The organism is Neomoorella carbonis (assembly GCF_045278715.1).
Classification (GTDB): domain Bacteria; phylum Bacillota; class DSM-521; order Neomoorellales; family Neomoorellaceae; genus Neomoorella; species Neomoorella carbonis.
Map to the genome: position 1 here is coordinate 1,883,019 of NZ_CP136420.1, position 12,922 is coordinate 1,895,940.

At 53.6% G+C, this 12,922-nt stretch carries 13 protein-coding genes, 1 tRNA gene and 1 other annotated feature; of the genes, 1 reads left to right on the top strand and 13 read right to left on the bottom strand.

Features of this window, described 5'->3' with window-relative positions; genetic code table 11:
* Positions 1-100: 100 nt before the first annotated feature.
* From MCACP_RS09720 to infC, 7 genes are all read right to left on the bottom strand, one after another.
* Positions 101-706, bottom strand: a complete 606-nt coding sequence (locus tag MCACP_RS09720; protein ID WP_406676575.1) for a hypothetical protein — start codon at positions 704-706, stop codon at positions 101-103.
* Between the two features lie 17 nt (positions 707-723).
* On the bottom strand, positions 724-1,560 hold the full coding sequence (locus MCACP_RS09725) for a TrmH family RNA methyltransferase (protein WP_406676576.1): 837 nt from the start codon (positions 1,558-1,560) through the stop codon (positions 724-726).
* 1 nt (position 1,561) lies between these two features.
* Positions 1,562-2,209 (bottom strand): potassium channel family protein, encoded by a 648-nt coding sequence (locus tag MCACP_RS09730; RefSeq protein WP_406676577.1) that lies wholly within the window; start codon positions 2,207-2,209, stop codon positions 1,562-1,564.
* A 13-nt stretch (positions 2,210-2,222) separates the two neighbouring features.
* The gene (locus MCACP_RS09735; RefSeq protein ID WP_406676578.1) at positions 2,223-3,497 is read right to left on the bottom strand and encodes a TrkH family potassium uptake protein; all 1,275 of its coding nucleotides are present in this window, start codon (positions 3,495-3,497) and stop codon (positions 2,223-2,225) included.
* Between the two features lie 195 nt (positions 3,498-3,692).
* Positions 3,693-4,058, bottom strand: a complete 366-nt coding sequence (gene rplT / locus MCACP_RS09740; RefSeq protein WP_406676579.1) for a 50S ribosomal protein L20 — start codon at positions 4,056-4,058, stop codon at positions 3,693-3,695.
* A gap of 14 nt (positions 4,059-4,072) precedes the next feature.
* Positions 4,073-4,273, bottom strand: a complete 201-nt coding sequence (gene rpmI / locus MCACP_RS09745) for a 50S ribosomal protein L35 (RefSeq protein WP_406676580.1) — start codon at positions 4,271-4,273, stop codon at positions 4,073-4,075.
* Positions 4,274-4,298: 25 nt separating this feature from the next.
* Positions 4,299-4,796 (bottom strand): translation initiation factor IF-3, encoded by a 498-nt coding sequence (infC, locus tag MCACP_RS09750; RefSeq protein WP_406676581.1) that lies wholly within the window; start codon positions 4,794-4,796, stop codon positions 4,299-4,301.
* Between the two features lie 356 nt (positions 4,797-5,152).
* Here infC and MCACP_RS09755 point away from each other — a divergent pair, with 356 nt between their 5' ends.
* On the top strand, positions 5,153-6,397 hold the full coding sequence (locus tag MCACP_RS09755) for an ISL3 family transposase (protein ID WP_406676582.1): 1,245 nt from the start codon (positions 5,153-5,155) through the stop codon (positions 6,395-6,397).
* Positions 6,398-6,429: 32 nt separating this feature from the next.
* Here the strand turns inward: MCACP_RS09755 and thrS are convergent, their stop codons facing one another.
* From thrS to lpdA, 6 genes are all read right to left on the bottom strand, one after another.
* Complete coding sequence (gene thrS, locus MCACP_RS09760; protein WP_406676583.1) at positions 6,430-8,334, bottom strand: threonine--tRNA ligase; 1,905 nt, start codon at positions 8,332-8,334, stop codon at positions 6,430-6,432.
* Between the two features lie 47 nt (positions 8,335-8,381).
* Positions 8,382-8,599 (bottom strand) — a binding site (T-box leader).
* Positions 8,600-8,654: 55 nt separating this feature from the next.
* A complete protein-coding gene (locus MCACP_RS09765; protein WP_406676584.1) occupies positions 8,655-9,245 on the bottom strand; it encodes a DUF445 domain-containing protein in 591 nt (196 codons plus the stop codon).
* Positions 9,246-9,336: 91 nt separating this feature from the next.
* Positions 9,337-10,203, bottom strand: coding sequence for a putative sporulation protein YtxC (gene ytxC / locus MCACP_RS09770; RefSeq protein ID WP_406676585.1), 867 nt, complete (start codon positions 10,201-10,203; stop codon positions 9,337-9,339).
* A 183-nt stretch (positions 10,204-10,386) separates the two neighbouring features.
* A tRNA-Val gene (locus MCACP_RS09775) sits at positions 10,387-10,461 on the bottom strand.
* A gap of 129 nt (positions 10,462-10,590) precedes the next feature.
* On the bottom strand, positions 10,591-11,490 hold the full coding sequence (gene lipA, locus MCACP_RS09780) for a lipoyl synthase (protein ID WP_406676586.1): 900 nt from the start codon (positions 11,488-11,490) through the stop codon (positions 10,591-10,593).
* Between the two features lie 40 nt (positions 11,491-11,530).
* Positions 11,531-12,910, bottom strand: coding sequence for a dihydrolipoyl dehydrogenase (gene lpdA / locus MCACP_RS09785; RefSeq protein ID WP_406676587.1), 1,380 nt, complete (start codon positions 12,908-12,910; stop codon positions 11,531-11,533).
* Positions 12,911-12,922: the final 12 nt, after the last annotated feature.

The following is a 12,922-nucleotide window of genomic DNA, read 5'->3' on the forward strand; positions in this document are numbered from 1 at the left end:
TGCTGTTACGTGAACATATTCGGGAAAATAAAAAATCCCCCTTTAGAAGAAATCAAAACTTTCTAGAGGGGGATTTGCAATTTATCCAAAGGCTAGCCCATCACTTGTACAGCAAAGTTGCTATGGTCCCGATAAAACCTACAGCAATGGTAATTACGGCGCTGATAGCCCAGAATCTGAGGTTACCAAGCTTGTCATCCAATGTATCAATACGATTGCTTAATTTACCGTCAATAGCATCGATACGCTGGCCCAACTTATGTTCAACTTCTTCGATGCACCCGCTCAGCTTTTCCTCTACAGTGTCAATACGCTGGCTCAGCATTTGCTCGACCGCGTCAATCCGCTGGCTCAGCTTTTGCTCCACCGCGTCAATACGCTGGCTCAGCATTTGCTCCACCGCGTCAATACGCTGGCTCAGCTTTTGCTCGACCTTGTCAATACGCTGACTCAGTTTTTGCTCCACCGTGTCAATACGCTGGCTCAGCTTTTGCTCGACCGTGTCAATACGCTGGCTCAGCTTTTGCTCCACCGCGCTGATGCGTTCCTCGGACTTTTGATCCCCATCCCGGATTTCTTTCGTCAATTTTTCATCGAGCCGGTCTAAACGCTGTAAAAGAAAGAAAAATTCCGGTGAAGCCATGGTGCGTGGCGGTTCATTTGTAGCTGCTATTTCTCGCAAGCTCTCTTCCGGCATGGCGCTCACCCGCCTTCACCTCCATTCTAACCATAAGTTTTTCTTAAATCAACAGTATAAATTAAATCTTGTCGCTGCCGGAGAGCTTCATAAAGGAGGAGGGCCGCCGCTACGGCGGCGTTCAAGGACTCAACCGGGCCGACCAGGGGAATGCCCACGCGGGCCGTAGCTGCGGCCAGCAATTCCCTCCCCGGGCCATGGTTCTCGCTGCCCACGGCCAGGGCCAGGGGGGGCCTTAAGTCCGCCTGCCAGAAAACTAAAGGCGCGCCGACGTCGGCCACTACCAGCTTTATCCCGCAAGCTTCCAATTCCCGCACCAGGGTAGCTGGCTCCACGCCGCTAACCACCGGCAGCTTAAAGGTGGCACCCATGGCCGCCCGGACTACCTTGGGGTTAAAGGGGTCAACGCTGCCGCGGGTTAAAATCAGTCCCGTAGCTCCGGCTCCCAGGGCAGTCCGCCAGATGGTCCCCAGATTCCCCGGATCCTGCAACCCGGCGGCCACCATTAGCAAAGGAGAAGGCCGGCTCAGGAGTCTTGTCAGGGAACTTGCCTGGAAGGGGGCTATAGCCACCACTCCCGGCGGCGTCACGGTCGTGCTGATGGCCTGCATCAATTCCTCCGTCACCGCCAGGCAGCGGTAGCCAGCCTCCTGCAGGCTGGCTACCAGCTGCTCTCCCCGCGGGGCAGCAAGAATTTGCGGGCTGTACAAAACTACTTCGAGGGGTATCCCGGCCTGCCGGGCTTCCTCCAGCAGGTGGATGCCCTCGATTAGATAAAGGCCTTTTTTCTCCCGCCAGGAACGCTCCTTTAAAGAACGAGCCAGCTTTACATAACGGTTGGCTGCCGAAGTGATTAACTCCACCTTAGCTTTCCTGCAGCCTTTCCAGGGCTTTGTTCCGGCCTACCAGTACCATGATGTCGCCTTCTTTCACCACATCGTCGGCTCCGGGAGCAGCCAGTATTTTATCATTGCGTTTGATAGCCATGACGCTGACACCGTGCTGGGCGCGTAAATTCAGCTGCCCCAGGGTCTTACCCGCCACCCTGGCCGGGGCCACAATCTCCACAATGCTGTATTCCGGCGAGAGGTCGATATGCTCCAGGACGTTGCCGGAAGCAAGGGTATGGGCGACCCTGATTCCCATATCCCGCTCCGGATAAACGACTTTATCGGCACCTATTTTCGCCAGGACTTTACCGTGCAGGTCGTTCAGGGCCTTGGCCACGACGCACTTGATGCCCATTTCCTTGACGATTAAAGTGACCAGGATATTGGCCTCGACATTTTCCCCAATGGCGACAATGGCCACGTCCACATTGCGAATGCCAGCCGCCTTCAAGGCTTCCTCATCGCGGGCATCTGCCTGGATGGCCGTAGTGACCTCGTTCATAAGGGCTTCCACCTTGGCCTCGTCCCTATCAATGGCGATTACCTGGTGACCCATGCGGGCCAAGGTGCGGGCCACGCTGGATCCGAAACGCCCCAGGCCAATGACGGCAAATTGTTTCACGGCCTTACCTCCTTTAGCCAACAATAATCCTCTCCTCAGGATAATGTTTTATTCCCTGACGGCCCAGGCGCTGGGCAATAGCAAAGGCCAGGGTCAAGGGCCCCACCCGGCCGGTAAACATGGTAGCGGTAATAAGCAGCTTGCCGGTGACTGTCAGTTTTGGCGTCAGTCCCATAGAAAGGCCGACCGTGCCAAAAGCTGAAGTTACTTCAAAGAGTACCATTTGCATTTCTGCCTGTTCGGTAATTAATAAAATACCAGTTACGGTAACTACCAGCAGTAAGGAAACAGCAGCAATGGCCAGGGCCTTTAAAACCGTACCCCGGGGCAACCGCCGGCCAAAAACCTCGATATCGACGTTACCCCGGATAATGGCCCAGACAGCCACGGCAATGGCGGCAAAGGTAGTTGTCTTGATACCGCCGCCGGTCGACCCCGGCGAAGCACCGATAAACATCAGGATGGTGATAAAGAGCAGGGTTACCGGCCTTAAATCGCCGATTACGAGGGTATTAAACCCGGCCGTACGCGGCGTCACGGCCTGGAAGTAGGAGGCCAGGATCTTTTCTCCTAGAGGCAAAGGTGCCAGGCTTTTCGTGTTAGTATACTCCAGAAGAAAGATAATTACTGTGGCCGTAACGATCAGCAAAAGGGTGGTGCGAATGACAATTTTGCTGTGCAGGGAGAGCCGCTTCCAGGAACGTTTGGTATAAATATCAGCTACTACGCTGAAACCCAGGCCACCGGAGATAATTAACGAAGTGATAACTATGTTGACCAGCAAATCGCCCCGGTAATCAACCAGGCTCCTGGAGAAAAGATCAAAACCGGCGTTGCAGAAGGCAGAGACGGCATGGAAGATACCAAAATAAATGGCCTGTCCCAGGGGCATCTGGCTGCTGAAACGGATACCTAAAAGCAACGCCCCCAGGCCTTCAGCAAACAGGGTAAAAATGAGGACGTACTTGCTCAGGCGCACGACCCCTTCTACTGTCAGCTGGTTCATGGCTTCCTGCATGACCAGCCTTTCCTTCAGGGTAATCCGCTTGCCCAGGAGTAAAGCGACCAGCGTAGATAAGGTCATGAAGCCCAGGCCGCCAGTTTGAATCAGAGCAAGAATAACCAGTTCACCAAATAAAGAATAAGTGGTTTGGGTATCAACTGTTACCAGGCCGGTCACGGCCGTTGCCGAGGTAGCCGTGAACAGGGCATCAATTACCGGCACTGGTTTCCCGCTCTGGCTGGCAATGGGAAGGCTTAAAAGCAACGTTCCGAGTGCAATAACCACTGCGAAGCCAAGGGCTAAAACTTGCGGCGGCCGCAGGCGAAAGGGCCATTCTCGTATAATACTCGTACATGTTCACCTTCTTTAAGTACTAATACATCTTCCCTAATTTTAAAGCTAATAGTCGTGACTTTGTCAAGCACTAAGTATCAAAGGCCAATTAGTTTTTAAAAACTAATTGGCCTTTAACACCCTACTTTATGCTCCCAAACCCAGCTTTTCTTTCGCCATATTCACCAGGCGGTTAAAACCTGCTACGTCGTTCACCGCCATGTCGGCCAGCATTTTGCGGTTAACTTCAACGCCGGCCTTTTTTAAACCGTTAATCAAGCGGCTGTAAGTAATGCCCTGCAACCTGGCGGCGGCATTAATACGGGCAATCCAGAGCTTCCTGAAGTCGCCTTTACGCTGCCGCCGGTGGGCGTAGGCATAGGCCAGGGATTTCAATACCTGTTCATTGGCGGGGCGGAATAATTTGGACTTGGCGCCAAAGTAGCCTTTGGCCAGCTTCAATATCTTTTTATGGCGTTGGTGCTTGGTGACACCACGTTTCACACGGGCCATTTTCCTACCTCCTTCTATGCCTGATAAGGCAAAAGCCTGGTTATGCGTTTGCGGTCGGTAATATCAATCAAGGTAGGCTGGCGCAAACGCCTCTTGCGCTTTGGTGCCTTCCCGGCCAGTAAATGGCTTTTATAAGCCCTGGCGCGTTTTACTTTTCCCGAGGCTGTGACGCGAAACCTTTTGGCCGCGCCGCGGTGAGTTTTCATCTTGGGCATAATATCACCTCGAATAAATTTTCCCTTAACCTTTAGGGGCCAGAATCATAACCATATTGCGCCCCTCTACTTTGGGCGGTTTTTCAATGGAGGCAAGGTCTGCCACCTGGTCGGCCAGGCGCTGGCACAGCTTCATCCCGAGGTCGGCATGGGCAATCTCCCGGCCCCGGAACATAACGGTCACCTTGACCTTATCACCATCTTCCAGAAAGCGGATGGCATTGCGCGCTTTGACCTGGAAGTCATGCTCTTCAATGTTGGGCCGCAGCTTTACCTCTTTAATGTTTATTATCCGCTGCTTTTTCCTCGCCTCGCGCTCCCGCTTGCTCTGCTCATATTTATATTTACCAAAATCCATGATGCGGCAAACCGGCGGTCGCGCATTGGGAGCCACTTCTACCAGGTCCAGGCCCTGTTCCTGGGCGATACGCAGGGCTTCTCGTGTTGGCATAATCCCTAGCTGCTGTCCATCTATGCCAACCAGGCGCACTTCCCGGGTCCGGATTTCTCCATTGACCCTCAAATCCTTGCTGATAATGCGTCACCTCCAGCTAGATTTACCGCCCAGTCAAAGACCTCCTTAAAAAATGAAGCGGGTGGATTCCACCCGCCAAAAACAGACCTTTTCCTGGGCAAACCTTACAGGCCCCGGGCCGTAAGGTGAGAAGCGAGTGGCTTCTACTTCCTGGGAAAGTATAACATAGGGCCGGCCTGCCGTCAATACGGCGCGGGCTCTATAATAAAAAGTGTGGGAAGGGATAGGTAGATATGGAAGGACAGAGGAGAAGAGATTTTATTAGGAGCTAAAGGAGGAAAAAGATGGGGGCACATCCAAATCAATATTAGCAAACAAAACCCCAACAGGAAAGGAGTGCCCCCATGAATAAGAATAGCACGATCACCCTCAATGGACAAGAGAATTTTGATAAAATACTCCCGTCCATTTTAGGAGAACAGCAGGAACGTAAAGATATTGTGTTAAGGGTGACGCTAGACCCGCCAGCATTATGCCCTGCATGTAACAAAGGCAAATTACATAAGCACGGCATTTTAAAGAAGAACCGGAAGCCCCAAGAAAGGAAAATTCGTCACGCTTTTTTATACGGGAGATGGATTTTTTTATCCTGGGTTCCTGTACGGTATAAGTGTTACCATTGTCATAAGACTTTTACCCTTCGTCCTCCGAATACCATCCCCTGGGCCAGATTTACAAAACTAGGAGTGCAGACAGTAGTGTATTATGCCCAGAGGATGAGCTTTACCTATGCAGCCCGAATATTACACCTTACTCCTAATAGGGTTATAAGATTACTAGACAAGTATATCCAGTCCGGTCTTCCAGCAGATGATACTCAAGAGCCCATAGTCTTAACCTTAGATGAACTGTCCTTTAGCGGGAATGATTATGTATGCGTAGTAGGGCGCCTGGAACCGGATAAGAGGCCTTTGACGATTTTGGGTGATGACAGGAAAGCAACTATAAAGGCTTACCTGGAGGGGCTCAAAAAAGCCGGGGTTAAAGTAGAAGCAGTAGTAATTGACATGAAAGACTCCTGGCGCAAGTTAATAAAAGCAATCTTTCCTTCAGCTAGGATAATAGTAGACCCTTTCCATGTAATTCAGGATGCCAACCGTCGCTTAAATGAAGCACGCAAGATAGAGCAAGAAGCAGGCAAGGAGAATATACCTCGCCTACCCTTGCTCAAGGCTAAAGAAAAACTTACTCCCAGACAACAACAGCAGCTAGAAGAAATTAAGAATAAATACCCGTCCCTCTATGAACTGTACCAGCTAAAAGAAGATTTAAGACAAATCATAAAGATGGACCGGGTTGAAGAGGCAGAAATTGTCTTAAGCCGTTGGCTTATAAATGCAGAATGCGCTGCAAATCTAGAGGGACGGGTATGGGCTCGTACTATTAAGTCCTGGAGGTCAGAAATATTAAACCTGGTTAGATACACCCAGCAAGGCCGCCGGTACACCAATGGTTATATAGAAGGCAAGAATACTTTAAGTAAAATGCTCAAACGCTTAAGTTTTGGTTTTAGGAATCGTAATCATTTCATCAAAAAAATTTTCCTGGGATGTTGCCCCCAAAATTTAATCCCACAACTATTGACATAGAGCCTACGGCGCGAAAACCAAATTATTATTATTTAGTTTCTCCGCTCGGCAATTTCTTCCGTCACACGTTTTATGAAAGCGGCCAGGGGGACGCTACCCGTATCCCCGGCGCGGCGTTCCCGGACGGCCACGGTACCTTCGGCCGCTTCCTTATCCCCCACCACCAGCATGTATGGGATTTGTTCCAGCTGCGCGGCGCGGATCTTGTAGCCGATTTTATCATTGCGATCGTTGACTTCGGCGCGGATGCCGGCCCGCACCAGTTCGTCCCTGACCTTGAAGGCATAATCGTTATGGCGGTCGGTAATGGGCAGCACCCGCACCTGCACCGGGGCCAGCCATACGGGAAAGGCACCGCCGTAATGCTCGATCAGGATACCGATGAACCGCTCTATGCTGCCAAAGACGACACGATGGATCATGACCGGCCTGTGCTTCTGGCCGTCCTCCCCGATGTAGTGGAGGTCAAATTTCTCCGGCATGAGGAAATCCAGCTGGATGGTGCCGCACTGCCAGGTCCGCCCCAGGGAATCCTCCAGATGGAAATCGATTTTGGGGCCGTAGAAGGCGCCGTCACCTTCATTGACTGCGTAGGGCATCCCCCTGGCCTCCAGGGCCTGGCGCAGGGCGCCTGTGGCCGTTTCCCAGATCTCGTCCGAACCCATGGCGTTATCCGGCCGGGTGGAGAGCTCGATGTGGTATTTAAAGCCAAACAGGCTGTAAAAGCGGTCTACCAGGTCGATGACGCCCTGGATCTCTGCCGTTATCTGGGACGGCAGCATAAAGATGTGGGCATCATCCTGGGTAAAGGCCCGCACCCGCATCAGACCGTGGAGGACGCCGGACTTCTCATGGCGGTGCACCAGCCCCAGCTCGGCCAGTCGCAAGGGTAAGTCACGGTAGCTGTGCTGCTCCGATTTATAGACCAGGATGGCCCCCGGGCAGTTCATGGGTTTGATGGCGTAGTCGGCCTCATCAATTCTGGTAAAGTACATATTTTCCCGGTAATGGTCCCAGTGGCCCGACTGCTCCCAGAGGGAGCGGTTCAATATCACCGGCGTGCGGATCTCCAGGTAACCGGCCCTGCGGTGCTCTTCCCGCCAGAACTGCTCCAGCTCGTTGCGGATGATCATACCCTTGGGATGGAAAAAGGGGAAACCCGGTCCTTCTTCCTGGAGGCTGAAAAGACCCAGCTGGGCCCCCAGCCGCCGGTGATCCCGCTTTTTCGCCTCTTCCAGCCGATGGAGGTATTCTTCCAGGTCTTTAGCTTTTGGGAAGGCGGTGCCGTAAATCCGCTGCAGCATGGGGTTGGCCTCGCTGCCGCGCCAGTAAGCCCCGGCCAGGCTGGTGAGCTTAATGGCCTTGAGGTAGCCGGTGCTGGGCAGGTGGGGCCCGGCGCAGAGGTCGATAAAGTCGCCTTGGCGGTAGGTGCTGATGGGCACCCCTTCCGGCAGGTCGTTAATGAGCTCGATTTTATAGGGTTCATCGAGCTGCCGGAAAATTTCCAGGGCCTCTTCCCGGGTTATTTCCTGCCGCTCCAGGGGCAGGTCGGCTTTAATGATTCTCTGCATTTCTGCCTCAATAGCGTTTAAGTCCTCGGGGGTAAATTTATGCTCGCTGTCGAAGTCATAGTAAAATCCATCGGTTATGGCCGGGCCGATACCCAGCCTGGTGCCCGGGAACAGGTGCTTGACGGCCTGGGCCAGAACGTGGGCCGCTGTATGGCGGTAGGCCAGGCGCCCGCCCTCATCGGCAAAGGTCAAAAGCTCGAGCCGGCATTGCTCCGGGAGAGGACGGGTTAAGTCCCATACTTCTCCATTAACCCGCGCCGCCAGGGCCTCCCGGGCGAGTTTCGGTGAAATGTCCCTGGCCACCTCCTGGGCTGTAGTTCCGGCGGCATATTCCCTTACGCTGCCGTCTGGTAAAATTACCTGCATAATAACCTCCCTCCGGAAACCATTAAAATAAAATAACTCCCGCCCCATAAAGGGACGGGAGATGTTCCCGTGGTTCCACCCTTCTTTAGGGGATAGGCTCCCCCCTCCAAAGCTTATAACGGTAGCCAACCGGCCGGGCTTACTCGCTTTTCAGCCAGGCAGCTCCAGAGCGGTACGGCGCCCTGCCGTCGCCCGGGATGCTTCCAGCCAAGGCATCCCTCTCTGGAGGGCCGTTCAGGGGCCTCGTCTCCTTCTTCGCTGTTAAGTACATTATAGCGACATAAATTAATACGTGTCAAGATTCCGGCAATACTTCACTCCTACCTCCATCCTGCCAGGGCAGCCTGGACCAGGCCAATGAGGAACCCTAACAGGCCGCCCAGCCATTCTATGTAGCGCAGTTCCCGGCCGGCTACTTCGACGACTACCTCCTCGACCTGATTTAAATTCAATTTATTAAACTTTGCTGCTAGAATTTCACCTATAGAAAAAGCCTCCGGATTGCGGCTCAATTCCTCTATCAATTCCTGCAGGGCCGGCGGCATCTCCCGGTGAATGGTTTCTTCTATCGCCCTGCCGGCCGCCTCTCTTAAACCCTGGGGGATAAAGGAAGGCAGGCGCTCTACCAGGCGCCGCCGGGCCACTTCCGCCACTATGGTCGTAAGCCTTCCGGCAACGGCGGGAGTATTGAAGTGGGCCAGCACTTCCTTGAGAGGCAGTAAATTTTTATCAACAACACCGGCGATATTGACCGCTATCTCGGCCTGCCTCTTGGGAATAAGCCCCTGCAGGGTCCAGCAAAATATTTTTAACGGGCGGCGGGGGCGGAAAAGCATCCTGATAGCAACAACGTTGGTCAACCAGCCAATAAAAGCGCCGATGAGAGGGATCAAGATCCACCTGGCAAGCAAATTTATTTCACCCCACCGAGTGCAATAATAACAAAAGCCCGGCCAAAAGACAACTGGCCCGGCTGTGATAAAAAAGGGACCGGTACGACCGTTAGCGCTTTTGCAAGGGTTGCAGGCAGCGGCTGCAACCGCTGCAGTGGATGAGCCGTTCACCAAAAACGCTCTTGATGGTGCTGATGGTGTTATGGTGTCGCCCTTTATCTGCAGCGTGCAGAACTACCTGGCGGGGAGCAATGGTTATCAGGGCGCTGATTAATAAATCCTCATAATTGAGATCACTATCAGCCATATCGACGACAAAGCCTTCCAGATATTCGCCACTGAGGTTCCGGTTTTCGCCGTCATAGAGCTGGAAGCCGCCACCTGGACTTAAGACTACATGGACTTTTTCCACCCGTGGTTCCTGGGCGTCCACAAAGTAGCGTAAAAGGCGGATGAATTCATCATATTCCTTTTCCATTAGGTATTCATCAACGGCTTCTTCCAGGGCCTGCTCCAGCTCCATTAAATAATCCGGCAGGCGAAAACGAACAAAACCGTCGATATTTAACCAGGTGTTTTCCTGGAAATACTCCCGTATGCGGGCGGTAATGGACTCTTCCCGCTGCTGCAGCTGGAGGCAACTGTTTTCCCCTTGATCCAGGATTACCCTGGCGCGCCGGCAGATTTCTTCTACGGCCCCGTCATCAAGTCCTTCGTACTGGTTTAAAAGCATCCCTTCCAGCAAAACCGCTTCCCACCGTTTGACAATAAAGGCGGCCACAATCTCGGCCACCTCCTCTGTAAAGCGTTTAAGTTCTTTTTTTGAAGGCCGGCCTGGTCCTGTTTCTAAAAAACAGCGAAAGAAATTAAAGCCCCCCGCCTGCCACAGGTGGAGGCCGACACTATAACCAAATCTATGATTAAACTCGGCCTGTAAAAAATCAATCGGCCTGGCAGTAACTAACGTAATATTCATGGGCGTTGCACCTCCTTGTGCTGCTATTATATGTGCCGCCCATGTTTTGTATACAGTTGAGCTGCTGCCAGGTTGTCTAAAAATAAAGCTATTGCAAGGCCCGGCGTGCCGGGTAAAATTGGTATCAAGGTAATTTTTGCTAAAAAAAGCTCCTACTTTCTTGCAGGAGCAATTTTTTCTAACTGGTGGGTCCGGCAGGGATTGAACCTGCGACCCCCTCCGCGTCAAGGAGGTGCTCTCCCACTGAGCTACGAACCCGTTTTTCTTTTTATCTCCAGTGACGTTATATATTATGCCAGAAAAAGGCCCGCATGTCAAGGGAATCAAACGAGAGCTTACATCCTGATCGACAGTTTTTGCTGGGGATTTCCGGAAAAATTTTTTTACTCAAACCCCGGCCTCTGAAACGCCCTCCCGCTTCTCCCGGGACACTTTCGCACTAAACTCGGCAGCATGGTAGGAACTGCGGACAAAGGGAGCAGAGGCTACATATGAGAAGCCCATTTCCCGGCCTTTTTCAGCGTACCAGGCAAAGGTTTCCGGGGTGACAAATTCCTTAATTTCCAGATGCCCGGCCGAAGGCCGCAGGTACTGGCCGATAGTTAAGATATCGCAGTCTACCGACCGGAGATCGGCCATTACCTGTAAAACTTCATCGGTTGTTTCTCCCAGGCCCACCATCAGGCCGGACTTGGTATAAATGCCCGGGTCAAGCTCTTTCATTTTTTTAAGAACCTGAAGGCTGCGCCGGTAATCAGCTTGGGGCCGGACCACCGGGTAGAGGCGGGGGACTGTCTCCACGTTATGGTTAAATATATCCGGCTTCGCCATGGCGACAACGGCTAGGGCCTTTTCATCGCCACGGAAATCCGGAGTAAGTACTTCAATATAAGCCTCCGGCAGGGCAGCCCTTAAAGCACCAATGGTGGCGGCAAAATGGCCGGCGCCGCCGTCGGGCAGGTCGTCCCGGGTTACCGAGGTGACAACCACATGCTTTAAACCCAGCCGCCGCGCCGCTTCGGCCACACGCCCGGGTTCATCCTGGTCCACTGCCTGCGGCCGGCCGTGCTCGACGGCGCAAAAGCGGCAGTTGCGGGTGCAGGTATTGCCCAGGATCATAAAGGTGGCCGTGCGCCTGGCAAAACATTCGCCCAGGTTGGGACAAAGGGCGCTCTGGCAAACGGTGTTGAGATGCAGGCCGGCCAGGAGCCGCCGGGTGGCTTCGATATCCCCCGAGGAAGGTATCCGCTTGTGCAGCCATGAGGGCAGGCGCCTGTGCCCCGCCACCAATGATGACGTAGTCATTTTTCCTCCCGCTTTGCTTCGTTTACGAATGAATGCTCTTCCCGTGTACCGCCTCGGCGGCTTCCATGACGGCTTCGGACAGGGTGGGATGGGCATGGATGGTCGCTGCCAGTTCGGTGGCGGTTATACCCTTGTTTACCGCCAGGACACCTTCAGCGATGAGCTCGGTGGCATGGGGTCCCATGATAAAGACCCCCAGGATCCGGTCGCTTTCTGCCTCGGCGATTATCTTGACCATGCCTTCCGTTTCCCCGCTGCACATGGCCTTGCCGCTGGCCTGAAAGGGAAATTTACCGACCTTGACCTTTAGGCCCCGTTCTTCGGCGGCTTCTTTGGTCAGGCCAACGCCGGCGATCTCCGGCAGGGTATAGATACAGCTGGGTACGGCGTCGTAGTCGACCTTTGTGGGCCGGCCCATGATGGTGGCTACCGCCGCCAGGCCCTGGGCCGAGGCCACATGGGCGAGCTGTATTTTATTGGTAACGTCGCCAATGGCGTAGATACCGGGGACGTTCGTCCGCATATATTCGTCGACGATTATTTCACCTTTGGGTCCCATGGCGACGCCGGCTTCTTCCAGCCCTAAGTCCCGGGTGTTGAACTGGCGGCCGATGGAGATCAGAACTTTATCGGCCTCTATGGTCTGGCCGTCAGCCAGGGTAGCCCGGACGCGATTGCCTTCTTCTTTAACTGCCGTTATCTGGGCCTTCGTCTTAATCTCCACCCCAGCCTTTTTCAGAAGCATACTGAAGCGCCGGGAAATCTCACCGTCAATCATGGGGAGGATAGTGGGCATCATTTCTACAATGGTAACTTTGCTCCCCAGGGTGGCGAACAGGCTGGCAAATTCGCACCCAATGACCCCGCCGCCGATGATGAGAAGCTCTGCCGGTACATCCTTCCACGCCAGGGCCTCGTTGCTGGTCACAACGGTGCTGCCGTTATAGCCCAGGGCGGTAATCAATGCCGGTTCCGACCCGGTGGCCAGGATAATGTTTTCGGCTTCGATATTTTCTACGGTACCTTCGGCGGTGGCCACCTCCACCCGGCCGGGACCTTTGAGAAAGCCGCGCCCTTTGATATGGTCGACTTTATTTTTCTTGAACAAATAGGCAATACCCTGGGTCAACTGCTTGACCACGGCGTCCTTGCGCGCTGCCAGGCGGGCATAGTCCACCCGGTAATCCTTAACGTCAATACCAAAGGCCGCCGCTCCCTGGATACCCTTAACCAGGGCCGCCCCGGCCAGCAGCGCCTTGGTGGGGATGCAGCCGCGATTGAGGCAGGTACCGCCCAAAGCGTCCTGCTCGACTACTACCACCCTGGCTCCCAGCTGGGCCGCCCGGATGGCCGCCACATAGCCTCCCGGCCCGCCGCCGATGATAGCAATTTTATAGCTCAATGTAAAACACCC